Raw genomic sequence first — 25,033 nt, forward strand, 5'->3', positions numbered from 1 at the left:
CTAAAGCCTCTGTGATCGCACGGAGGCTTTTTAACGAAACTCACAATCGATCACATGATCATTCACCATGCCCACTGCTTGCATAAAGGCATAGCAAGTGGTTGGACCGATAAACTTAAATCCTTGATTTTTTAGAGCTTTTGCTAATCTTACCGAGGCGTCGGTTTGGGTGGGTATGTCGGTGAGTGTTTTGGGATGATTGATGACAGGCTTGCCATCTGGCGTCGCGATCCCCCAAAGATAGTCACTAAAACTTTGATGCTCAGTGATGGCAAGATAGGCTTTGGCGTTATTGATGATGGCGCTGATTTTACCAAGATGGCGGATGATGCCTGTATTTTGCATCAATGCTTCGATCTTGGCTTGGTCGTATTTGGCGATTTTATTTGCGTCGAACTGATCAAAAGCATCATAATAATGATCGCGTTTTTTTAAGATCGTAATCCAGCTTAAGCCTGATTGCATCGACTCTAAGCAAAGCTGAGCAAATAACATCTGATCATCATAAATGGGCTTACCCCACTCATGATCATGATAATCTATGTAGATCGGATCGGACAGGCACCAAGCGCAGCGATGGGGTGCCTTGGTCATCAAATCGCTCATATCAAATGTGATAGTCAGGCTTTAAATCTTCGCCATCAAAGACATCCAAATCATCTTTGCACAATGATTTTATGCCTTTGGGAGTGAAATTTGGATCCAATTTCTTGACCGCGGCGGTGAGTTCACAGATTTGCTTATCGCGCTCTTGGATGTGCGCCAATAAAGCAGCAATGCTCGATGCGACAGGGTCTTTGGAATCAGGTTTTAGACCATAGGCGTTAAAGAGTTCTTCGGACTGAGCTTGATGTTCGATGGGCTTTTGTTCTTGTTTGTTTTTGACGACCATGCGAGCGGCGCTACCGACCATCGTGGCACCAGCCGGCACTGGCTTGACAACAACAGCGTTTGAGCCGATCTTAGCGTCATCACCGACACTAAAGCCGCCCAAAATCTTAGCGCCTGCACCAACAACAACATTATTGCCAAGCGTTGGATGGCGTTTGGCGCCTTTTTCCCAAGACACGCCGCCCAAAGTCACGCCATGGTATAAGGTAACATCATCACCAATTTCAGCAGTCTCACCAATCACCACGCCCATGCCATGATCAATAAAAAAACGCTTACCGATCTTGGCGGCAGGGTGGATCTCAATGCCTGTCGTACAGCGACTAAAATGAGAGAGCGCTCTTGCCATAAACTTATGGTCAGAATTCCACAAGCGATGTGCCCCTCGGTGCATGATGCGCGCATGAATACCTGGATAGGTTAAGAGCACTTCCATCTGACTGCGCGCCGCAGGGTCACGCTCAAGCACTGCTTTGACATCCTCACTGATGGCATTTTTTAATTTAAATAGTTTTTTTAGCATGTGATTTTCCTAAAATTTCTGTCATCATATCGCTCAATGTGAAGTTTATCAAGTCAATCTTGGCATATTGATATGATTGACTATGAGCAATCACGCCAACCTAAGGCAAGCTTTTATCAATCTTAGCGATCAGTGCACGAATTAACGCGTATTCTTTTTGGTCGAGCTGTAAGCGGCTATTCAAGCGAGATAAGCGGTTTGGTAGATGCTTAAGATCGTCGTCGTGCGCAAGATTTAGTCTCTGCATTAATGCGATGAGCGCGCCTTCAAGGCTGGCTGCCTGCGCTTGAGTGATCGCAGGCTCATCCCAGTCGGTGCGTATATGTATGGGCAGCGAGTGATCCTCTTGCTGCACGCCTTGCGTCTGCTTGGTGCTGATAAGAGGGGATGATGTCAGCGTACTGGCAAATTGATCAAAAAAGTTAGCGGCGATGACCTGTATGGCACTGGCGACATTGAGCACAGGATAGTCTGGGTTGGCGGGAATCTGTATGTGATAATCAGCCAATGACAACTCCTCATTGGTCAAGCCTCGATCTTCACGCCCAAATAAAATGGCAATTTTGGGTAGGACATTGACCGAATCATCAGATGATTGAGCTTTATTAGCCAAAGATGGTGCTAAATCATTTGTTGGATCAGTCTTTGATAATTGCTTGAGTGCAACTTGTGCTGCCATACTTGGGGTGAGTACAGGTCTGGGCATTTGGCGTGAGCGGGCACTGGCTGCAAAAATGAGCGTGCAATCACCAATGGCATCTTTAAGGTCTTTTGTGATGCAAGTTTTATCCAGTAATGCGCCTGCGCCTGCAGCATTGGCGTAACTGCTGTCATCAATTGGCAGACGTGGATTGACAACCACCAAATCATCCAATCCCATGGTATGAAGCGCCCGTGCCGCCGAGCCGATATTGGCAGGCAAGGTGGTGCCAATCATCACGATACGAATGCGTGATAGCCAAGATTTGAGTAAAGCATGAGTCATTAGCGGAACACCAAATGATCATCAGTGAGATGATTTTTTAATTGAGCGATGTTTTGATCGCTGGGGTATAGTCGCAATCGGTCATTGGTTTGGACACGCGCAACACTGCATTCATCATATAAATACAGTGATAAAGGTACGCACAAATCGCCTACTTGACCGATATCCATAGCGTCATCATGCTCTGAATTTGGGTAGGAGCCCCGTTTGATGACTTCAGGCGGCGGGCTATTTTCTTTGATCACGCTCAAAATCCCCGCAAGCGCTTGGGTGTCATCACAAGCAAGCTTAAGATGGATTTCCTTAAGTCGGCGAATCCGTGCGGTTTCGATGGATTCAATGTGATGTAGGCGAGTGAAAATCCGACCATCGTCACTTTCACGGACACCGATTTTGGCGATGACGATATTAGCGATGGTCATATTTGCACGCTCACCTTTGGTATATAAAGGTTCGTACTCTTCATCAATGCCGGGCACGCGCTTACCTGCGGTCAAAACATCTTTAAACTTATTAAAAGTTTCGCCATAACAGCTCATCTCAATGCGACCTTTACCATCGTCAAGCTTTACGACAATGCGCTCCCCAAAAAACGCCACATCATAGATCAAGCCTGCAATCCATGCAAAGCCTTTGCCGGTATCTTTTAGATCGAGGACACTCTTGACGGTGGTATATAAGGGTAGCTCGCTGCGATACTCATCCAAAGGATGACCTGTCAAATACAGTCCAAGTGTGGCTTGTTCATAGCGTAAGCGATCTTGGGGCTGCCAGTAGACATCCTCAAGCGGTGGTGCAACAAACAGCGCATCATCGACATCTGCAAATAAATCCATTGTCCCGGTCAGTTGATTTTGGCGGTTTTGGTCAGCTGCTGCCATCGCTTCGGGGAGCTGTCGCCATAAGCCGCGGCGAATTTGGTAGCTTTGATCTGACTGATCGGTGATATAATGCGGTTTTAGGTTTTCAGCCAAAATATCAAAACAGCCTGCTTTGATGAGTGCTTCTAGTGAGCGCTTGCCCACTTTTTTGATGTCAATGCGATTACAAAAATCGTATAAATCCTTAAAAGGACCGTCCTTGCGCGCAGCGACAATACTATTAACCGCTTCTTCGCCCACGCCCTTGACAGCGCCAAGCCCATAGACAATCGTCTTGGCGTCCCTGACCACAAATTTCCACTGGCTGTGATTGACACTGGGCGGAATAATACTTAGCCCAAAATTATCCCGACAATCCGACAACAAAAAAACCACCTGGTCGGTATCATCCATTTCGGATGTCAAGACCGCTGCCATAAATTCAGCAGGATAATAATGCTTTAGATAAGCAGTCTGATAAGCAAGCACGCCATAGGCTGCCGAATGCGATTTATTAAACCCATAGCCGGCAAATTTTTCAACCAAATCAAAAATCTGCGCCGCCAAGCTGCCATCGATATTTTGTCCTATCGCTCCATCAACAAAAGTACTGCGCTGCTTAGCCATCTCTTCGGGTTTTTTCTTGCCCATGGCGCGTCTTAGCATATCCGCCCCGCCTAGGGTATAACCTGCCAAGACCTGCGCGATCTGCATGACTTGCTCTTGATAGACGATCACCCCGTAGGTCGATTCAAGCGGCGGCTGTAGCAGCTCATGCTGAAACTGAGGGTGGGGGTAAGCCACTTCCTGGATGCCATGCTTTCTGTCGATAAAGTCAGAGACCATACCTGACTCAAGCGGACCAGGTCGATACAAAGCACACATCGCAATGACATCTTCGATATTTGAGGGCTTAAGCTGCGCTAGGTATTTTTTCATGCCGCTACTTTCTAGCTGAAAGACAGCACTGGTTTTGGCTTCTTGGAGCACTGAGGTATAGACATCGGCATCATCAAGCGGTAAGGTTTCTAAATCAATTGGTGCTTGACCTTGGGCTTGGCGAGTTTGATTGATGTTATCGACCGCAGCTTGAAGTACGGTCAAATTTCGAAGTCCTAAGAAGTCAAATTTCACCAAGCCGACCGCCTCAACATCGTCCTTATCATACTGGCTGACAGGATGACCTTCACCATCACAATAGATGGCCGAAAAGTCACTGATGCGATTCGGGGCGATGAGTACGCCGCCTGCGTGCTTACCGACATTACGCGTCAGTCCTTCAAGTTTTTTGGCCATCTCCCAAATCTCAAGTGCCAGCTCATGATCTGGCGCATCTGGATTGGTGAGCAGCTCTTTGAGCTGCGGCTCTTGATCGAAGGCATCTTCAAGCTTAATGCCAGGTGTTTTTGGAATCATCTTTGAGATGCGATCACCCAAGCCAAAAGGCTTTCCCTGAACACGCGTGACATCGCGAACCACAGCACGCGCCGCCATCGTACCAAAAGTGATGATCTGACTGACCGCTTGGCGACCATACGCCTGTGCCACGTAGTCGATCACGCGGTCACGCCCTTCGATACAAAAATCGATATCAAAGTCAGGCATCGAGATGCGCTCAGGATTTAAGAATCGCTCAAATAACAAATCATAGCTCAAAGGGTCAAGATCGGTAATGTTGAGTGCATAAGCAACCAAAGACCCTGCGCCTGAGCCACGACCAGGACCGACAGGCACACCATTGGCTTTCGCCCAGCGGATAAAGTCCATCACGATTAAAAAGTAGCCAGGAAAACCCATTTTAAGAATGATGCCAAGCTCATACTCAAGACGCTCATCATAAGGTTTTCGTACCTGATCCCAATCGTCACCTCTTTCTTCAACGGGATAGAGCTTCTCAAGGCGTCTGTTTAAGCCATCGGCGGACACTTTCTTAAAAAAAGTCTCAATGGTATCACCCTCTGGGATGGGAAAATCAGGCAGAACATTGATCCCAAGTGTGATCGTTATATTGCATCGGCTGGCAAGCAGGCGCGTATTTTCAATGGCTTGGGGTAGATCAGCAAACAGCTCGGTCATCTGCGTTTGGCTTTTGAAATATTGAAGCTCGGTATATTCTCTTGGGCGCTTGTCATCCGCCAAGGTATAACCACTGGCGATACATACGCGAGCTTCATGCGCATCAAAATCTGTGCTGATGGTATTGTTTTTGTCGTTCGTCTCGGTGGGGCTTGCATGAATAAAGCGCACATCATTATGTGCAACGATAGGAATGCCAAGTTTGACCGCTTGAATGATGGCGCTTTCATTAAACCTGTCATCGCTGGCTTTGACTCGGCGAATGCCAATATAGAGCCGATCGCCAAAGATACCTTGCCAGTTTTGTAACATGGGCAGGGCATTATCAGGATTATTGCCCAGTAAAGGCTGAGCGATCTCTGAGCGATGTGTCAAGATGGCGATCAATCCATCAGAGCGTTCCGCCAAAGCCGCTTTGGTGATGATAGGCGTTTCAAATTCTACTGAGCCATGATTGTTCATTGGGCGGTTGGTATAAGCGTCCGAAATCAGGCGCATCAGATTTTGGTAGCCATCATTATTCATCGCATACAAGATGACGCTGTGGCGCGCATCGGCAGCATCTTTATCAATATGCTCACCAACCACCACTTCAGCCCCAATGATTGGCTTAATGCCAGCGCCGATACATGCTTTATAAAATTTCACCGTCGCAAACATATTATTCCAGTCAGCCAAAGCAAGTGTATCTTGACCGTCGGCGACGGCGGCTTTGACTAGGTCTTTGATGCGGACGATTGAGTCTACGATGGCGTATTCGCTGCGAATACCTAAATGTACAAAGGACATAATCTTCTATTTTGAGTTAAGCTGACTGTGCCTAAGACACAGAAACCACAGGAATGGGATTGACGTTATCAGCATGATGGTTTTGAAATTGACCAAACACATACACACCGATCAACAAAAAAATCATCAAAAGCATCAGCACGCGAATGACTCTTAACATGGCATCAAACCAAAATCAGCCAATTGTCATTGAGCCACTGGCTAAGCCAGGGCAGATTTTTCAAATTGGCATCTTCAGCAGTGATGGCATCGCCTTGAGTCAGGCGCTCAAGATGTGCTCGTTCATCATCTGTCAAATTAACTTTTTCACCATTGATGTACCACGCATCAGACACACGCACAAAGCGGCAAGCAGGATTTAGCACCAGACATTCGCCGTCTTCTAGGCGAGTTTTGAGTGCATCAGCATCCAGCTCATCTTCAAACGCAAGCAGCTCATACTGACGCTGACTGACCAACTCACCGATGGCATCTGCAAATAGCGCATCGCCTTCTTTAGAGTTTAGCAGGGTGATAAGTTCATTTTTAAGTGCTTGAAGGCTGTCTTGGCTCAGCTCATAGGCATCTTCTTGGGCAGTTTGCGGCAAGGTAAGAACATGAAACAGCTTGGCGTGATTGGTGGATACATCTGCCAGCTCATCCATGATCTGCACAAGATTGGGTCTGCGAAAACCAAATGAAAATGTCAAGCAGTCATTCATCGCAACTCCATGATGACTGAGCCCTGGCGGTACATAGAGCACATCGCCAGCTTCAAGGACTTCATCAAAAATAATCTCGCCCATATCATCCAAAAGGCGTATCGGCTGATCAGGCACAAACGGCGTATCGGCGGTGCACATCTTACCTAGCTGCCATCGGCGCGCGCCATAACCTTGGGCAAGAAATACATCATATTCATCATAATGCGCGCCCACCGAACCGCCTTCAGGGGCGACTGATACCATGATGTCATCTTGTTGCCATTTGGGAATGAAATCAAAATACGACCAAAGCTCGCCAAGCTCAGGCGACCACTGCTCAAGATTTTGTACTAAGATTGTCCAAAGTTTGGGCGCTTGATTGATATCTTCTTCATCAAGTGGCGCAGACTTTAGCGACCATTGGTGGGCATTTTCATCGCTTTGACTGATCAGGCGTGCAGATACGCCGTCTTCAAGCGCCAAATCAAGCACATCTTCAGGCTCAAACATACCCACCAAATCAGGTAAACCTCCTTTAATCAGCAGTGGCTTTTTTTGCCAATATTCTGCCAAAAAAGTCTCATGGCTCATGCCTTGGGGTAGGCAAAATCGTGTCGTATCAGTCATTATGGTCTCAAAATTAATCAAAAAACTTGGCAAAAATTTGGTGTATGGCGCACTTAATTTAAGCCTTTAGTTTAACAATTTTTTGGCTTAAAACCAATCACATTCACCAAATTTTGATGTTTTTATGGGCTTTTATTTCATGGGGCTATGCCATGATTTTGGTAAGAGCTTCTAAAACAGTGGCAAATTTTTGCTAAGTTGATTATAATGAAAAGTATTTGAATATCACTTTATGCAGGGCATGACAAAAGGCAGCTTGATGACAACTGATACCCACTTTGACGCTGACGATTTGGCGGAATATGATTTTGATTACACGATGAATGAAAATGGTCAGCTCACTCAAGCAGAGATCGCCACATTGTATGCCGAGCTTGGTGAAGCTGAGCAGGCATTGGTGACCATTCGTGATTTTATCCGCTTTGTGGTGACCAAGCTTCGCCAGTATGATGTCGTCGTGGCGCAAGGGACAACGGATGAATTTGCTGAAGCGGCGGCGATTGTTTTGCATTCTTTATCGCTTGAGTGGTCGGCTGATGAGCAGATTTTGGAGTGTAAGCTCACGCCTAGTGAAAAGCAAGAAGTCTTGACCTTATTATCCGAGCGTATCATTCAGCGTAAGCCTTTGTCTTATTTGATTAATTTGGCGTATTTTTGTGGGCTGCCTTTTTATGTTGATGAGCGCGTTTTGATTCCACGCTCTCCGATTGCCGAGCTGATCAATCAGCAGTTTTATCCGTATTTTGATGTCGATGATGTGCGCAAAAACTCATTTTTTAGCCACGGTTTAGAAGAATCGCAGTTGGCAGCGCCTGAGCATATTTTGGATTTATGCACAGGATCGGGCTGTATTGCCATTGCGCTTGCCAAGGCTTTCCCTGATGCCAATATTGACGCCACAGATATTGATAAAGATGCCCTTGAAGTGGCATGGACAAATGTTGAGCATCATGAACTTGCCCATCAAGTCAATTTACTTGAATCAAATTTATTTGCCAAACTGCCTGCTGAAAATCAATATGAACTGATTGTGACCAATCCGCCTTATGTGGATGCAGCGATCATGGCGGATCTGCCGCCTGAGTTTTTACATGAGCCTGAACATGCGCTCGCGGCAGGTCAAGATGGCTTGGATTTGGTGCATCAGATTTTGTACCATGCGCCTGATTATTTGACCAAAGACGGCTTATTGGTCTGTGAAGTTGGTGATAGTGAGTGGGCGCTACGTCAAGCTTATCCTGAAATTCAATTTGATTGGCTGATCTTTGAAAAAGGCGGCAGCGGTGTGTTTGCCATCACCTGCGAAGAGCTTTTGGAATACCGAGAGGATTTTGCTAAGCAAGTTGAGCGTGTGCAAGGTTTGGCTCACTAAAATCATTGATGATCTGTTTTATAAAAAGCAAATGGACTCTCCGTTTGCTTTTTATTATTTGTACCGCGCCCCTTTGGCATGACTTTAACTTGAAATTTTAGTATAATAATTGGTTTAATTAAATATTTTTATAGAGCACACCGTGAATATAATTCCTGTCATTGCCACCGCTGAGCAGTCCGACCAAGCAGCTCAAAAAATCAATCTTTTGGGTATGTCAAAAGACGAATTATCGGCGTTTTTTGTGTCTTTGGGTGAAAAGCCGTTTCGTGCGACGCAGGTGATGAAGTGGATTTATCAATTTGGCGTGACAGATTTTTTTGAGATGACAAATATTTCAAAAAAACTTCAGCAAAAGCTGCATGAAGTCGCTTATATCGCGCCGCCAACTGTCAAATATAAAGAGTTCAGTCAAGATGGGACGCGTAAATGGGTCTTTGAGGTGGCGGGTGGTTCGCTGGTTGAGACGGTCTTGATTCCTGCTGAAGATGGTAAGCAATTTGGGCGTAAGACATTGTGCATCTCATCGCAAGTGGGCTGTGCGCTGGATTGTTCTTTTTGTAGTACGGGCAAGCAGGGCTTTGAGCGGGATTTGACGCCAAGCGAGATCATCGGACAGCTTTGGGTTGCCAATCAGTCTTATATGGAAGATGTGACACCAACCGAGCGAGAAAACCGCGTCACCAATGTCGTCATGATGGGCATGGGTGAGCCTTTATTAAACTATGATCCTGTGGTGGCGTCGATGTCACTCATGCTTGATGATCATGCGTTTGGCTTATCCAAGCGCCGTGTCACGCTCTCAACATCAGGCGTCGTCCCAAAAATGTACGACTTAGCCAAAGACATTGATGTGGCGCTTGCCATCAGCTTGCACGCGCCCAATGATGAGCTGCGTGATGAGCTTGTCCCAATTAATAAAAAATATCCTTTAAAAGAGCTTATTAAGGCTGCCAAAGCCTATGTGTATGACGAAAATCCGCGCCACAAAAAACACGTCACCATCGAATATGTGATGCTGGCAGGGGTGAATGATTCTGATGAACACGCGCATCAGTTGGTTGATTTATTAAAAGATTTACCAAGCAAAATTAATTTAATTCCATTCAATCCATTTCCGCACGCGCCTTATGGTCGCTCAAGCAATAATCGGATACATGCTTTTAGCAATATCTTAAATCAAGCGGGATTTGTTTGTACGATTCGCCAAACTCGCGGCGATGATATTGATGCTGCTTGCGGGCAACTGGTGGGTCAAGTCGCTGATCGTACACGCCGCGCCAAAAAATGGCAAGAAAGTATCCAAAAACGCCAAAGTCATCATGACTGAATTGATGCCACTATTTACTAATGATGCCAAACCTTGATAGAATGGACGCTGCATGAAAATCCGAGTAAAGTGGCTTATGATCATGGTGACTGGGGCGGTATTGAGTGCCTGCCAAAGTACACCACCACCACCCAAAAATAATCCGCAGCTGGCACAGATCCGCACTCAGATTGCAGTCTCGCTACTGGACATGGGTCAGCTTGATCAAGCCAAGCAGCAGCTAGATGCTGCGCTGTCAGCTGATCGGCAGTTTGCGCCTGCTTATCGCACCTTGGCAAAAGTCTATCAGGCGTCAGAGGACGCTGCTCACCAAGCCAAGGCTCGACGTTTATTTGAACAGGCGATTGCGCTAAATCCTGAAGATATGCAAAGTCATATGGATTATGGGCTTTATTTGGTGCAGATGGGGGATTTGTCAGGTGCGTTGACTTATTTTGACAAGCCTAGCCGAGCCATCGGCTATGAAGGGCGTGTGATCGCCATCGAAAATATGGCGTATATTTATTATCATCAGTATCAAGCCGCCAAACTACCAACGGAAGATATGTATCATAACGCCAAAGCAGCACTTGAGCGTGCGTTGGCTTCAGGCACTCAAAATGGTGAAATTAAAAAGTCTTATGATAAATTATTAAGTGATCATAACTAGTATGTGATGATCATGACATAATGTATTTGGTTAATTGAACAATAATAACGGTAATACCATGTCAACACACAATCCGATCAAACGCCGCCCCACCAAAAAAATCCACGTCGGTAATGTCGCCATTGGCGGTGATGCTCCCATCAGCGTGCAGAGTATGACAAATACAAACACCTGCGATGTTGACGCTACGGTCGCACAAATTCAGCGCTGCGTGGATGCAGGCGCAGACTTGATGCGCGTATCGACGCCGACGATGGAGAGCGTGGCTGCCTTTGCCGAAATCAAAAAACGCGTCTCAATTCCACTGGTTGCTGACATTCATTTTGATCATAAGATTGCCATTGCGGTGGCAGATGCGGGCGCTGACTGCTTGCGCATTAACCCTGGCAATATTGGTAATGATCAAAAAGTCAGAGAAGTGGTGGCAGCAGCGCGCCATCATAATGTGCCAATTCGTATCGGTGTGAATGCAGGCTCGCTTGAAAAGGATCTGCAAAAAAAATATCGTGAGCCGACAGGGGAAGCGATGCTTGAATCGGCGCTCCGTCACATTGATATTTTAGAAAATCTTGATTTTCAGAATTATAAAATCTCAGTCAAAGCCTCAAATGTGTTTTTAACCTTGGATGCGTATCGGCTGATTTCGGCGCAGATCGATAATCCACTGCATCTTGGGGTCACTGAAGCGGGTGTATATCGCACCGGCACGGTCAAATCCGCCATTGCACTTGGTGGGCTTTTGCTTGAGGGTATTGGCGATACCATGCGTATCTCACTTGCTGCTGAACCTGAAGAAGAAATTAAAATTGGTTTTGATATTTTAAAATCACTGGGCATCCGAAGTAATGGCGTCAATTTCATTGCTTGCCCAAGCTGCAGCCGTCAAGAGTTTGATGTGATCAAAGTGATGAATGAGCTTGAAGCTCGTTTAGAGGATGTGCGTGAGCCACTGGATCTGTCAGTCATCGGCTGTAAAGTCAATGGGCCGGGTGAAGCCAAAGAAGCTACCATCGGGGTGGTGGGCGCAAGTCCTAATAGCTTGGTCTATAAAAATGGCGCAAAAAGTCACCTGATCGATACCACAAAATTAGTGGATGAAATCGAGGCGATGGTGCGCGCTCAGGTCAAAGAGCTGCAAGATAAGCGAGCAAATGAGATCATCCGCATAGGCTAAGTGTATGAGCGATCAGGATAAATTGGGCTTTGTGGATTTGGCGGTGCATGCGATGACGATGGTCAATCGACCAATGACAATCGCACAGCTGTGGGAGTTTGTCCTTGCAAATAAATTGCATCATAGGTTAAGATCTTATGATGTTTCCACCGAATCTTTCATTGGCAAATCACCAGAAAGAACATTTCGCGCTATAATTACTCGCAATAAACATATCTTCGAGGAAGTTCCAAATACTAAGCCAAAACAATATATTTTAAACTCTCAACAATCACGACAAGCACAGTCAGAAGTGACGGATAATTCTAGCCAAATTGCTCATCACTCAGATAAATATCATGAGCGAGATTTGCATCCTATATTGACTTACTTTTTGAAATCTGATGAATATTTTCAAGCTTATTCAAAAACCATCTTTCATGAAGTCAGTCCAAAAGGGACAAAAGGCGAGGATAAATGGCTATATCCAGACATGGTGGCGGTGCATTTTGAATATGCTAATTATCAAAAAAGCTCTGTCCTGAATTTTATTACGAAATTTAATAAGCCGCCAATAAAAATCTACTCATTTGAAATCAAAAAAGAGCTAAATTTTAGTAATTATAAAGAAAGCTTTTTTCAAGCGGTGAGTAATTCAAGTTGGGCAAACGAAGGCTATTTGGTAGCAGCACAGATCTTGCCTGATGGTCAATTTATCGAGGCGCTCAAAAAGCTGAGTCAAAGCTTTGGCATTGGTATCATTGAGCTAAATAGGCGCGAGATAAGTCAAAGTAAAATCTTATCACCTGCCAAATTCAAGGACATGATGGATTATTCGGTGGTTGATGAATTGGCGAATAAGAATGCCAATTTTTCACAATTTTTAAAAACAATTACCGACTTTGATGTCAATCACCCCCACCGATTTAAAGGCGAGTTTGATAAAATTTTGAACTTACAAGAACTTAACGATATCAATCATTAATTGGATTTTTATTAAGGAAATATTATGAATAAAATTAACGCCATTCGTGGCTTTAATGATGTACTCCCTGAGCAAACACCAGCATGGCGTGCGATGGAGCGGGCATTGATTGAGGTGATGGACAGCTACGGATATAGCCAAATTCGCCTCCCTTTGGTTGAGGAAACTCAGCTATTTGCACGAGGTGTCGGTGAAGCGACTGATATCGTCGAAAAAGAAATGTTTGGCGTGGTGCATGGCGGAAATAAGGGCGACGAAGGATCATCTTTTACTTTACGCCCTGAAGGGACGGCAGGCTGTGTGCGAGCGATTGTTGAGCATAACTTAACTCGTGGTGATACGCCAAAACTATGGTACCTAGGTCCAATGTTTCGTTATGAGCGTCCCCAAAAAGGACGCTATCGCCAGTTTCATCAGTTGGGCGTAGAATATTTTGGTTCTGAGCTGCCTGATGCTGACGCTGAGCTGATCGTCATGACCTATCATATGTGGCAAAAACTTGGCATCAAAGATCATGTCACACTTCAGCTAAACACTTTGGGCGAGGCTGATGAGCGCGCGGCATATAAGTCTGCATTGGTTGAGTATTTGACGGCACACCAAGAGGCTTTGGATGAGGATTCAAAACGCCGCTTAAGCACTAATCCACTACGGATTTTGGATTCTAAAGATGAAAAAACCCAGCAAATTTTACAAAACGCTCCTAAGCTTGGTGAATTTTTGGGTGAAGCGTCGTTGGCGCATTTTGAAAAAGTGCAGCAGTATTTGTCTGCGCTTAGCATTCCGTTTGAGCTCAATGATAAATTGGTGCGTGGTTTGGATTATTATAATAAAACCGTGTTTGAATGGGTGACTGACAAATTGGGCTCGCAAGCGACTGTCTGCGGCGGCGGTCGTTATGATGGCTTGGTGGGTATTATCAAAGGCAAAACCGAGCAGTCAGAGCCTGCGGTTGGGTTTGCCATGGGGCTTGAGCGCTTGATGCTATTGATTGATGCGGTTAATCCTTATCAAGCAGCATCTCAGTGTGATGTTTTTGTGATCGCGCATCCTGATTATTATATTGACGGCTTAAAATACGCCGAATCACTTCGCTTGCGTCAGACGGATTTGCGTGTCAAAATGGCAAGTGCCACAGGACTAAAATCGCAAATGAAAAAAGCCGATAAATCAGGTGCCGCTTATACGGTGATCATCGCAGAGGATGAAGTGAGCGCCAATCAGATCACCATCAAGACGATGGCAACAGGCGAACAAAGTCGCGAGCCCGCTGATTATCAATTTGTGCTATAAAGTGCGTATGGATAAAAACCGCATGAAAACGTTTGTGTGTGATATAATGCGTGCAATTTTCAATTAGAGTTTGATTATGACTGACACTCCGAAGAATGACAATAATTTTGCGGATCAAAAATCTTTAACTGCCTTAAAATTGCATGGCGAAAAGATTATTTATGCAGTGCTTTTGGTATTGGCTGTCTTTTTTGGGTGGCAGTATTATCAAAAGAATTATGCCAAGATAGACACCGTCGCTGCAGATGCTTATACGTCGATCTCGGCGCGCGACGAGCAGCTGGTACAGGCATATTTAAATCCAGAGCTCGATGCAGCTGGCAAGCAGGCACTGGCTGAAGAAGAAAAGCAGCTTTTGGGTGATATTGATGCACTTGTTGCGGCGCATGGCGATACTGCTTATGCCTGGCAAGCGCTCATGATTAAGGCGCGCCATCAGACCAATAATAATGATCTTGAAGGTGCGGTCGCAACGCTCAGCCAAGCCGCTTCAATCGATCTTGATGACGACGGTTTGACAGCGATCGCCAAAATTCGCCATGCGCGAGCCATGCTGGCAAATGGTGATGCCGAAGGGGCGCTATCGATCGCCAATGAAACCATGCCGACAGCGTTTGAAGCGTCGCGCCAAGAACTTTTGGGTGATATTTATCATGCCAGAAATGAAATTGACAATGCCAAAGCTGCTTATACCAAAGCTTGGGAAGCACTGCGTGAGCGCCAAGAAAACCGCGCGGTATTGGCTCTAAAATTGCAGTCGCTTGGGGTCAGTGTTGAGCCGATCGAGCCTGCCCCATCGGTGGTATCGATACCAAATACTCAGCCAGCAGTTGAGGGTGGGGACGCATCACAGATCGTTGAGCATGATTCGGCAGTGGCAGACACACAAAACCCACAAAATGGCAATTAGTGCTTAGTAAAGACACCTTATAATAATGGTCAAATACACTTAATTAAGAATAGCAAAGTAAGGATAGTTTATGTATCAGCGCTTTATCAATACCGCATTGGTTGCAGCATTGGCGGTAACTATGGTGGGCTGCGGCACCAAAGCCATCAAGCCAACTGAGCGTAAGCCTGCCAAATTGGTTAATATTCAGGCGCCAGTCGCTGTATTGACACAGGTATCGAGCGTCCGCTTGGATCAAGGTCGATCGGCGTTTAGTCGCAGTGGTACCAAAGTGCGAAAGGATGTGATTGATTTACAAATTGCACCTTTGGCGGATGGCATGATCGCAGCAAGTCGTAGCGGTATTGTTAGTGGGTACATGGGTGGATCTACTGCTTGGCAATATAACGCTGAAGATGCGATTACCAGTGGTGTTGGCATTGATGATCAAGGAAGGGTGGCGGTCATTGGCACACGCTCTGGCAAAATGATTGCGCTTGATGCCCGCACAGGTGCGCCGCGTTGGACGGCAGATCTTGGTTCTTCAAGTTTGGCGCCAGCTTTGATCAGCGGTGATAAAGTGATTGCCATCACTAACAGTGGTGCGATTTTTGGATTGGACATTCACAGTGGTGCCAAAGTTTGGCAGTATAACACCCAAGCACCAAATACCAGTGTGCGCGGTATGGCAAAGCCTTTGGCGCTTGATGCTCGCACGGTATTGATAGGCGGCTCAGATGGGCGTATTCATGCACTAGATACCATGACAGGTGCGCCTGTATGGGCTCGCCGTGTGGGATTGGCGATGGGTTCTGGAGAGATTGATAAGCTGCGTGATGTCGATGGCACTCCGATCGTATCAGGGAATCATCTGTACGCTGCCAGTTACAGTGGACAATTAACTGGCTTTGATATGGCAACGGGGCGCACCATGTTCGTCAGCGAGCTATCTAGCACCAAAAAACTGACCACTTTGGCGAACGCTGTTATCGGTAGCAGTACTGATGGCGATGTGGTTGCCTTTGATCGACTGACTGGTGATAAGCTTTGGGAAAATAATGAGCTAAAATATCGCGGATTAACCAACCCTGTAACCATCGGCTCTTATATCGCTGTTGGGGATGCAGATGGTGTGGTACATATTTTAAATAATCAAGGCAAAATTATCAGCCGAGTCAATACTAGGGGTTCTTTGACCAGCCTAACCGTCATCAATAATCGCCTCTATGCTCAATCAGCGGATGGTGTTGTCACTGTTTGGCAGTTTTAAATGAACAATGAAATCAGCATCCTTTGTCACTTCATGAGTGGCAAAGGTTTTGCTGTTTTGGGTCACTGATTATTAATGCAGCATCACCCAAATCCTAAGTGCTATAGATTTAATTTCAATATATTAAGAGTAAAACATGAGTATAAAACCTGTGGTCGCCTTGATTGGTCGTCCCAATGTCGGCAAATCGACCTTATTTAATCAGTTGACTAAGAGTCGTCAAGCACTGGTGGCGGATTTGGCAGGTCTAACCCGTGACCGTCAGTACGGCGATGCACATTTTGAAAATAAGTCATTCATTGTCGTTGACACTGGTGGTATCGGCGAGATGGATGATGGTTCAGGCAATATCGACGATTACATGGCGACTCAGTCATATACGGCGATTCATGAAGCAGATATCGTTGTTTTTGTGGTAGATGCGCGTGCAGGATTGATTGGTGCGGACAGTGAAATTGCCCGTTTTTTGCACACCTTGGGTAAGCCTGTATTTTTGGTAGCAAATAAGATGGATGGCGTTCACGAAGCGGCATATGCAGAGTTTTTTGCCCTAGGGTTTGGTGAGCCGTACGCTACCGCAGCCAGTCACGGCAGGGGTGTTACCAATTTACTTGAGTCTTTGACGGCGGATATGCCCGAAGATGTGCCCGAAGATGAACTTGATGACAAAGCCTTGAAACTTGCCATCATTGGCCGCCCTAATGTCGGTAAATCGACCTTGGTCAATCGCTTGCTTGGCGAAGATCGCGTGGTGGTCTTTGATATGCCTGGCACGACGCGTGATAGTATTTATATTCCTTTTGAGCGAGAAGGGCGCAGCTATGTCCTGATCGATACGGCAGGTGTGCGCCGCCGCGGTCGCATTGATGAGAAAGTAGAAAAATTTTCTGTGGTTAAGACGCTGCAAGCGATCAAAGATGCCAATGTCGTGGTAGTAGTCATCGATGCCAAAGAAGGCATTGTTGATCAAGATTTGCATATGCTTGGCTATGCACTGGACGCAGGGCGCGCCATTGTCGTGGCAATCAATAAATGGGATGGCTTAAGCCAAGATCAAAAAGATTATGTAAAAATTGAAATTGATCGCCGTTTTAATTTTGTGCCTTGGGTAAAAATTCATCTAATTTCTGCTTTATATGGCAATGGCGTGGGCAATCTTTATCCTTCGATCCATAAAGCTTATGAAGCATCGATGTTTAAGGTGTCAACCAATCAGCTGACGCGAATCTTGGAAGATGCTGTTGCTAGTCATCCGCCGCCGATGGTGGGTGGTCGTAGAATTAAGCTAAGATATGCGCATTTGGGTGGGCATAATCCCCCAGTGATCGTCATTCACGGCAATCAAACTTCTTCACTCCCCAAAAGTTATCAGCGCTATCTTGAAAATGTGTTTCGCGAAGTGTATAAGCTTGAAGGGACGCCGCTGCATGTGGAGTTTAAGCAAAATGCCAACCCATATGAAGGTAAGAAAAATCCCGTCGTCAAGAATAAAGCTAAGCTGATGCGCGAGAAAAAACGCATTCAGCGGTTTAAGCGTGCCGAGAAAAAACGTTAAAAAAAAGCAGGTAATGCCCGCTTTTGTATTTATGGTGATTCAGCCGTCAGATGCTTGATATGTAGTGGTCGCTAAGATTGCCAGTGATTTGGATTGGTAAATCCTTGATCATATAATTCACGAATCGGTGAAAAGCTGCGACGATGCTCAGGTAAAATGCCATATTCTAAGATAGCAGCTTTATGCTTGGCGGTCAAATAGCCTTTATGCTTATCGAGCAGATAGTCAGGATAAGATTTGGCATACTCAACCATCAAACGATCGCGATGTACTTTAGCCAGTATACTAGCACAAGCAATACTGCTATGCGTGGCATCACCTTTGATCATAGCATGAATTTTAAAATGCTCGCCTAATCCGCCAACCATTGAAGGCGGCTGATTGCCATCCACCAAGATGGTTGTGTTTTTTTCACTTAAACCATGCTTCATAATCAATGTCTCAATGGCAAGGCGCATACCGAGCATGGTGGCTTGATAAATATTTATCTCGTCAATGATCGCCCTTGGAACATCAACAATCACATAGTCAAGCGCCAGATCTGAGATGATGCCAAACAGCTGCTCTCGGCGTTTTTCGCTCAGCTTTTTACTGTCGTTTAATAAAGAAATGTCGGTATGGGCTAAATCTATCTCATCAAAGCGACCGCTGAGATCATCAGGTAAGATGACCGCCCCGACAGTCATATTTCCGAACAGCGCACCTCGTCCAACCTCATCGATACCGATGATAGGTGTTTGACTTAATAAAGTGGCATTGGGCTTGGTGTGGATGGTGCAATCATTCATCAGCTTTGCCAGTGGTGAAATGGTGTTTGTCATATTAATTTTTGGCGTTCATCAAATAGTGGCCTAACACTGCCTTGGCAGGACTTTGGCGGCTTTGGCTGCGCAGCCACGCCGAAATTTCGCTCAGATGCGCGCTTTGCTTACTTTGGTCATGTAGAATTTCTAGCGCTTTTGTGCTGACTTTTTCGGCGGTGGCGTCAGATTGTAGTAGCTCAGGCACGATCGGGCGACCAAGATGCTGATCAGCCAAGATGTTAGGCAGTGAGACATAAGGAATTTTGACCAAGCGCTTGGCGATCATAAAGGTCAGCGGATTGACTTTATAGACCACGACCATGGGGCGCTCAAGCAATAAGCATTCTAGCGTGGCTGTACCTGATGCCAAAAGCACCACATCACTGATCGTCATGCAAGCATGACTGATCGCAAGCTGATTTGTCTTTTGAGACTGATTGCGATGATCCAAAATATGTACGCAATCGATCAAGCTGGTATGATGAGCGTGTAAAATTTCCTGCACCAATTGTGCATGCTCAGCGCTAACCACTGGCAGCACAAACTGAGCGCTTGGTAGCTGCTGATGGATTTTTTGGGCGCTTATTAATAATAGCGGTAAAATGGCTTGAATCTCAGAAGTGCGCGAACCTGCCATGATACAGATGATGTGACTTGCTTGCGTGAGCGCTGCCGTGCCATGATATTTGTCATTAAATTGTTGAATAAAATTCTGCAAACGAGTCTTTGGCGGATTTTGATCGGCGTGTAGTTTATTCAAAAGTGGATGTCCGACGCAGACAGCAGGATGTGCGTGCTTTTGATAGACGCCCAATTCAAAAGGAAACAAACACAGCACCAAATCCGTCGCCGCCTTAATGTGATGAATGCGACCTTCGCGCCATGCCCATACCGACGGGCTGACATATTGCACACAAAATATGCCCTGATTTTTTAAAACCTTACCAATTCGTAGATTAAAATCAGGTGCATCAATGCCAATAAACAGATCGATGTGATGATCTTGAAATGCGCTGATGATTTGCTTTTTGGCTTTTAGTAAATCGGGCAAATGCATCATCACCTCTGCCAAGCCCATCACCGATAAGCGCTGCATATCGATCACTGAGCTTAGCCCTTGTGTCGCCATGGATCGTCCGCCAACACCGACCCAGCGAATGTTTGGGTGCAGGGCGTTCATTTGCTGCATAAAATCACCGCCAAGCGCATCCCCTGAAACTTCACCTGCCACGATGCCGATGGTCAGTGATGATGTGTTTTTCATAATTTTCTCAATTTTAATAACTAAATTCATCGAAAGTTTGACTGTATTGTAATGCCATGTCAAGGCGCTTGCAATGACTAATTCAAGCCAACACGCTCCTATAAAAACAGCCTGAATAATATCATTTAATTAACGCATCATTGGTTAGAATTTTAATTAAATAGTAAAATCTATAATATTATAAGAAAATACTATAAATAAAGAATTTTTTATCAAAATAAACTGTTTTTCTTTTTACTAAAAATTTTGCATACTGTTTCCACCAAGAAATTTAAGTTATGAATCTAGGTCAAATAGGGAGTGTTTTTATGAAGCTAATCAGTGCCATCATCAAGCCATTTAAGCTAGATGCAGTACGCGAAGGGTTGTCAGATATCGGTGTACAAGGCGTCACTGCAACCGAAGTAAAAGGCTTTGGTCGCCAGCAAGGTCATACCGAAATGTATCGTGGTGCAGAGTATGTCGTCGATTTCTTACCAAAAATCAAAATTGAAATCGCTACAACTGATGAAATGGTTGAGCAAGTGATTCAAGTGATTATACAAAATACGAATACAGGTCGTATTGGTGACGGTAAAATTTTTGTGACTTCGCTTGAGCAGGTGATCCGAATCCGCACAGGCGAGATGGACGAAGCGGCATTATAATTTAATATGACTACAATGAAAAAGGGAGAGGGTCATGAATCGGTTTGGTAAATGGGCGTCGCTGAGCGTTGGGCTTGGCTTGCTGAGTGCATCAAATTTGGCATATGCTGAAGATGTACTGGATACTGGTGATACGGCTTGGGTTTTAATTTCGACGGCGTTGGTTTTGATGATGACACTGCCAGGACTTGCGCTGTTTTATGCTGGGATGGTGCGTAAGAAAAATATCTTATCAACCATGATGCACAGCTATGGCGCTACGGCTGTGGTGTCGGTGCTTTGGGTGGTCATAGGCTACTCGTTGGCGTTTTCAGAGGGTAGTTTTAATGCCTTTGTGGGCGGGTTTGATCATGTGATGCTGGCTAATATTGGGCTTGATGATGTCAGCGGTACCATTCCTGTGATCTTGTTCGTGGTCTTTCAGCTGACTTTTGCAGTGATTACAGTGGCAATCTTAGCAGGCTCATTGGCAGAGCGTATTAAGTTTGGTGCGTTTATGTGGTTTTCTGCCGCTTGGGTCGTGCTGGTGTATGCGCCGATTTGTCATTGGGTGTGGGGCGGTGGCTGGCTCACTGGAGATGCGCTTGATTTTGCTGGAGGTACAGTCGTTCATATCAATGCTGGTGTGGCAGGGCTGGTGCTGGCAGCATTACTTGGCAAGCGTAAAGATTATGGCAAAGGTATTTTGGCACCTGCAAATCTTTCACTCACGCTCATTGGTGCAGGCTTGGTATGGGTAGGCTGGTTTGGATTTAATGGTGGATCGGCTTTGGGAGCCAATGGGTCAGCGGCGATGGCACTGGTCGTATCACAGGTGGCTGCAGCGATTGGCGCGATCGCTTGGATGGTGTGTGAATATATTGTGCGCAAAAAAGCCTCTGCGCTCGGCGGTGCTTCAGGTGCGATCGCAGGCTTAGTTGGTATTACACCTGCGGCAGGCTTTGTTGATGTCTTTGGTGCACTTGCCATCGGCGCTATCACAGCAATTGCTTGCTTTGTCATGATTCATTATGGTAAGCGCCGTTTGGGTATTGATGATAGCTTGGATGCGTTTGGATTGCATGGTGTGGGCGGTATTGTGGGTGCGGTATTGACTGGGGTTTTTGTCAGCTCAGCCATTTATCCAGATGCCGCTGAAGTGAGCATGGCAACTCAATTATGGCTACAAATTGAAGGCGTACTTGCCACCATCGCATACAGCGCAGTGATGACGGCGATTATTGGACTTGTCATCAAATACACCATCGGTCTGCGTGTCGATGCTGAAGATGAATATCAAGGTCTTGACTTAGCCATCCACGGTGAGAAAATCGCAGATTGATTTTGATAAATAAAATAAAACGCTGCCAAAACAGCGTTTTATTTTTGTCAATCAATCCAGATCATTGACAGCCTCAATGGCGTTTATCTAAACACCATACCGCCATCAGTTAAGATGGTCTGACCTGTGATATAGTCAGCATCAGAAGATGCCAAGAAAGAAACCAAATTGGCAACATCATCAGGCTCTTGAGGGCGACCTACCAAAATACCACTGGTAAACTCATTCCAAGCTTGCTTAGGCTGATAGTCTTTGTGCTTGACAAAGGCAGCATCGATGCGCTCCCACATGGGTGTGTCAGCTACACCAGGGCAGTAAGCATTCACACGAATATTATAAGGTGCAAGCTCTTTGGCGGTAGAGTGGGTCAATGAGCGTACCGCATGTTTGGAAGCGCAGTATAAACTGAGCATTTCATAAGATTCATGTCCTGCAATGCTGCACGCATTGATGATCTTGCCAACACCATCTTGTTTTTTCATCTGTTCGGCAGCAGCTTGCGTGCCATAAATCACACCTTTGATATTGATGCCAAGCACCCGATCAATCTCATCGCCCTGAATTTGCATAAAAGGCTCCACAGATTCTACGCCTGCATTATTGACAAAGACATCGACCTGACCAAATGCCTCTACTGCTTCTTGAACGAGTCGAAATTGGTCATCGCGATTGGCGCTGTCGCCTTGAACAGCGATGCTTTTGTATCCTTGTGAGTCGAAGTCTTGCTTAGTTTGATTAAGATTTTCTTCATTAATATCGTGCAAAACTACCGCAAAGCCATCTTTGGCAAGCCGAGTGGCGATGGCTTTACCGAGTCCTGCAGCAGAGCCAGTAACAATAGCGACTTTTTGAGCGTTCATCATAATTCCCCTGAGTGAATGTGTGTGTCAGTCGATGATAAGCCAAATCTAAGGCTGATTTGATCATCGTACCAAAAGATAGTTTAATCACTACCACAATCATTATAGAAGGCTTAATTATCCCAAATGGCACTCATTATGATAGGTTTTGTTGGTTTTTGTTACGGATCTTTTTTGGATGACTTCTTTTTGAGTAGCACCAACACCGAGCCATTGCCGCCATCTTTGGCAGGTGCAGAGACAAACGCCATGACATCGTCCATTTGGCGCAGCCAGCCATTGACACAGGTTTTGATGATGGCATCTTTACCCTTGCCATGTACAATCTTGACGACGGTTTCGCCTTTATTGATGGCTTGGTTGATGAGCAATAAGACGGCATTGCGCGCATCTTCAATGCTTGAGCCATGTAAATCTACCGCATCATACCAGCGCAGTTTGCCTTGTTTGAGCTGCTCAAAGACTTTATTTTGTAAGGTGGGATTTTTGTAGGATAAAAAAGCCTCGCCCGCTACAGGATTTAATAAAGCTTGCATATCAGACAAAATGCCTTCGATCTGCTCGCCGCCTTCGGCTGACGCACGGCGACGCAGCACATTTTCATCAGCTTGGGCGGGCTTGGTGTGGCTGACGACGGCATCAGTTTTTAGAGGTGTAACACCGCTCATCGCTTGCATAAACAGTACGGTGTCATCAGTGATGGCATCGTGATTGAAGCGTTTGACTTCATTGGCGATGGCTTTTGAGCTGGGCAGTTGTACGTTTTCATTGGGCTTGTCATTTGCCAATTCAGGTTTGGCGGAAGGCTTGACCATTTGTTTTAGGTCTTCTTGGAGTGACTTTGATAATAAATCTTTAAAGCTTGGATTGCTCATACTGATCTTCTGATGATATTTTGATAAATTAAGATGAAACAAAAACCGCTAATCAAAAGCGGTTTTTGGGTATTTTGGGATCATTTAGCGATTTGGCAGGTGTGTTTTCACCGTTTTGGCAAAGGCGCGCAAGGTCTCAACTGTCGCCTCCCAATCCAAACAGCCGTCTGTGACAGACTTGCCGTACTCCAAATCCGCCAAATTAACAGGGATATTCTGGCGACCACCTTTAAGATGACTTTCGATCATCAAGCCCATGATAGACAGATTGCCATGCTCGATTTGGCTGGCGACATTTTGGATGACCATAGGCTGTAAATATGGGTCTTTACCACTGTTGGCATGGCTGGCATCGATCATGATTTTGCCATTGGTTTTGCCTTTGGCAAGCTCGTTTTCGGCAGCAGCGACCGCGGTTTCGTCATAATTGGGCTTGTCATTGCCGCCGCGTAGCACGACATGCGCATAGCGGTTGCCTTTGGATTTGATGATAGAGACTTGACCGTCGCCAGACAATCCCAAAAAGCTGTGACCTGACTGCACTGCCTGCATGGCATTGACTGCGACCGTCATGCTGCCGTCTGTGCCATTTTTGAAGCCGACAGGGCAAGATAGTCCAGAGCTCATCTCACGATGCGTCTGACTTTCGGTCGTACGTGCGCCAATGGCAGACCAGCTGATCAAATCTTGCATGTACTGCGGAGTATTAGGATCAAGCGCTTCAGTGGCACAAGGCAGACCTTTTTCATTCAGCTCAAGCAAAAGCTTTCTTGCGATATGTAAGCCTTTTTCGATATCAAAGCTGTCATTCATATCAGGGTCATTGATCAAGCCTTTCCATCCTGTGGTTGTGCGCGGCTTTTCAAAATAAACACGCATCACGATGAACAGCTCATTTTTAAGTTCTTCTGAAAGAATTTTAAGCTTATCAGCGTATTCATGCGCGGCGACTGGATCGTGAATAGAGCAAGGTCCGACGACAACCAAAATACGCTTATCTACGCCATCTAAAATATCTTGGATGGTTTTTCTTCCTTCAAGAACAGTCTTATAAGCAGCATCAGATAATGGCAGTTCGCTTTTGAGTCGATTTGGTGTAATCAGCGGAATGAATTGTTCAATATTCACGTCATCAATTTCTTTATGTTGTGTAATGGGTTGGCTCATGGTTGACTCCCTGTATAATTTGGGTGTGTACAGTGGCTTGGGGCGTAGGCACAAATTTAAATCCACATTATGCCTATAGTTGGCTTGATTTACAAGCAGAAAAGTTGATTTTCTCTATTAAAAAATAACATAAAGTTATGAAATTTTTTTCTAACCAATCCAACCA

The 25,033-nt window shown here is 45.5% G+C and carries 22 protein-coding genes; 11 read left to right on the forward strand and 11 right to left on the reverse strand.

Translation table 11 applies throughout. From position 1 onward, the window contains the following. Positions 1-30: 30 nt before the first annotated feature. The 6 genes from B0180_RS03700 to B0180_RS03720 form a co-directional block, all read right to left on the reverse strand. Positions 31-624 (reverse strand): DNA-3-methyladenine glycosylase I, encoded by a 594-nt coding sequence (locus B0180_RS03700; RefSeq protein ID WP_078255709.1) that lies wholly within the window; start codon positions 622-624, stop codon positions 31-33. Then, positions 608-1,414 (reverse strand): serine O-acetyltransferase, encoded by an 807-nt coding sequence (gene cysE / locus B0180_RS03705; protein WP_078255710.1) that lies wholly within the window; start codon positions 1,412-1,414, stop codon positions 608-610. Before cysE ends, B0180_RS03700 begins: the two co-directional genes overlap by 17 nt. A 100-nt stretch (positions 1,415-1,514) precedes the next feature. Beyond that, entirely contained in the window at positions 1,515-2,399 is an 885-nt protein-coding gene (locus B0180_RS03710; RefSeq protein ID WP_078255711.1) for an RNA methyltransferase, read from the reverse strand. After that, positions 2,399-6,124 (reverse strand): DNA polymerase III subunit alpha, encoded by a 3,726-nt coding sequence (dnaE, locus tag B0180_RS03715; protein WP_078255712.1) that lies wholly within the window; start codon positions 6,122-6,124, stop codon positions 2,399-2,401. The genes B0180_RS03710 and dnaE overlap by 1 nt, the downstream gene beginning before the upstream one ends. Positions 6,125-6,155: 31 nt before the next feature. Continuing rightward, positions 6,156-6,284, reverse strand: coding sequence for a hypothetical protein (locus tag B0180_RS10300; RefSeq protein WP_264755536.1), 129 nt, complete (start codon positions 6,282-6,284; stop codon positions 6,156-6,158). Positions 6,285-6,288: 4 nt separating this feature from the next. Further along, complete coding sequence (locus tag B0180_RS03720) at positions 6,289-7,434, reverse strand: cupin domain-containing protein (RefSeq protein ID WP_078255713.1); 1,146 nt, start codon at positions 7,432-7,434, stop codon at positions 6,289-6,291. A 259-nt stretch (positions 7,435-7,693) separates the two neighbouring features. Between B0180_RS03720 and prmB the strand changes: the two genes are divergently transcribed. From prmB to der, 9 genes are all read left to right on the forward strand, one after another. Further along, a complete protein-coding gene (gene prmB / locus B0180_RS03725) occupies positions 7,694-8,806 on the forward strand; it encodes a 50S ribosomal protein L3 N(5)-glutamine methyltransferase (protein WP_078255763.1) in 1,113 nt (370 codons plus the stop codon). Positions 8,807-8,948: 142 nt separating this feature from the next. Next, on the forward strand, positions 8,949-10,136 hold the full coding sequence (rlmN, locus tag B0180_RS03730; protein WP_078255714.1) for a dual-specificity RNA methyltransferase RlmN: 1,188 nt from the start codon (positions 8,949-8,951) through the stop codon (positions 10,134-10,136). A gap of 76 nt (positions 10,137-10,212) precedes the next feature. Next, complete coding sequence (locus B0180_RS03735; protein ID WP_078255764.1) at positions 10,213-10,785, forward strand: tetratricopeptide repeat protein; 573 nt, start codon at positions 10,213-10,215, stop codon at positions 10,783-10,785. A gap of 58 nt (positions 10,786-10,843) precedes the next feature. Continuing rightward, entirely contained in the window at positions 10,844-11,959 is a 1,116-nt protein-coding gene (ispG, locus tag B0180_RS03740; protein ID WP_078255715.1) for a flavodoxin-dependent (E)-4-hydroxy-3-methylbut-2-enyl-diphosphate synthase, read from the forward strand. A 4-nt stretch (positions 11,960-11,963) separates the two neighbouring features. Further along, complete coding sequence (locus tag B0180_RS03745) at positions 11,964-12,923, forward strand: hypothetical protein (RefSeq protein ID WP_078255716.1); 960 nt, start codon at positions 11,964-11,966, stop codon at positions 12,921-12,923. Between the two features lie 24 nt (positions 12,924-12,947). Next, the gene (gene hisS, locus B0180_RS03750; RefSeq protein ID WP_078255717.1) at positions 12,948-14,216 is read left to right on the forward strand and encodes a histidine--tRNA ligase; all 1,269 of its coding nucleotides are present in this window, start codon (positions 12,948-12,950) and stop codon (positions 14,214-14,216) included. A 76-nt stretch (positions 14,217-14,292) separates the two neighbouring features. Next, positions 14,293-15,126, forward strand: a complete 834-nt coding sequence (locus B0180_RS03755; RefSeq protein ID WP_078255718.1) for a YfgM family protein — start codon at positions 14,293-14,295, stop codon at positions 15,124-15,126. A 70-nt stretch (positions 15,127-15,196) separates the two neighbouring features. After that, positions 15,197-16,375 (forward strand): outer membrane protein assembly factor BamB, encoded by a 1,179-nt coding sequence (gene bamB / locus B0180_RS03760; protein WP_078255719.1) that lies wholly within the window; start codon positions 15,197-15,199, stop codon positions 16,373-16,375. 136 nt (positions 16,376-16,511) lie between these two features. Then, positions 16,512-17,930, forward strand: coding sequence for a ribosome biogenesis GTPase Der (gene der, locus B0180_RS03765; RefSeq protein ID WP_049235788.1), 1,419 nt, complete (start codon positions 16,512-16,514; stop codon positions 17,928-17,930). A gap of 71 nt (positions 17,931-18,001) precedes the next feature. Here the strand turns inward: der and B0180_RS03770 are convergent, their stop codons facing one another. Both B0180_RS03770 and lpxB read right to left on the reverse strand, forming a co-directional pair. Then, positions 18,002-18,751: a ribonuclease HII gene (locus B0180_RS03770; RefSeq protein ID WP_233424912.1), complete on the reverse strand. Its 750-nt coding sequence runs from the start codon at positions 18,749-18,751 to the stop codon at positions 18,002-18,004. Between the two features lies 1 nt (position 18,752). Next, on the reverse strand, positions 18,753-19,997 hold the full coding sequence (lpxB, locus tag B0180_RS03775) for a lipid-A-disaccharide synthase (RefSeq protein ID WP_078255720.1): 1,245 nt from the start codon (positions 19,995-19,997) through the stop codon (positions 18,753-18,755). 308 nt (positions 19,998-20,305) lie between these two features. Here lpxB and B0180_RS03780 point away from each other — a divergent pair, with 308 nt between their 5' ends. Then, positions 20,306-20,644 carry a P-II family nitrogen regulator gene (locus B0180_RS03780; RefSeq protein ID WP_049235790.1) on the forward strand — a complete coding sequence of 113 codons (339 nt, stop codon included), beginning with the start codon at positions 20,306-20,308 and terminating at the stop codon, positions 20,642-20,644. Between the two features lie 34 nt (positions 20,645-20,678). Then, positions 20,679-21,965, forward strand: coding sequence for an ammonium transporter (locus B0180_RS03785; protein ID WP_078255721.1), 1,287 nt, complete (start codon positions 20,679-20,681; stop codon positions 21,963-21,965). A gap of 83 nt (positions 21,966-22,048) precedes the next feature. Here the strand turns inward: B0180_RS03785 and B0180_RS03790 are convergent, their stop codons facing one another. From B0180_RS03790 to B0180_RS03800, 3 genes are all read right to left on the reverse strand, one after another. Continuing rightward, complete coding sequence (locus B0180_RS03790) at positions 22,049-22,825, reverse strand: acetoin reductase (protein ID WP_078255722.1); 777 nt, start codon at positions 22,823-22,825, stop codon at positions 22,049-22,051. A 161-nt stretch (positions 22,826-22,986) separates the two neighbouring features. Continuing rightward, entirely contained in the window at positions 22,987-23,700 is a 714-nt protein-coding gene (locus B0180_RS03795) for a Smr/MutS family protein (RefSeq protein ID WP_078255723.1), read from the reverse strand. Positions 23,701-23,784: 84 nt separating this feature from the next. Next, a complete protein-coding gene (locus B0180_RS03800; RefSeq protein WP_078255724.1) occupies positions 23,785-24,867 on the reverse strand; it encodes a 3-deoxy-7-phosphoheptulonate synthase in 1,083 nt (360 codons plus the stop codon). Between the last annotated feature and the right edge of the window lie 166 nt (positions 24,868-25,033).

The organism is Moraxella canis (assembly GCF_002014965.1).
In the GTDB taxonomy this organism is placed as follows: domain Bacteria; phylum Pseudomonadota; class Gammaproteobacteria; order Pseudomonadales; family Moraxellaceae; genus Moraxella; species Moraxella canis.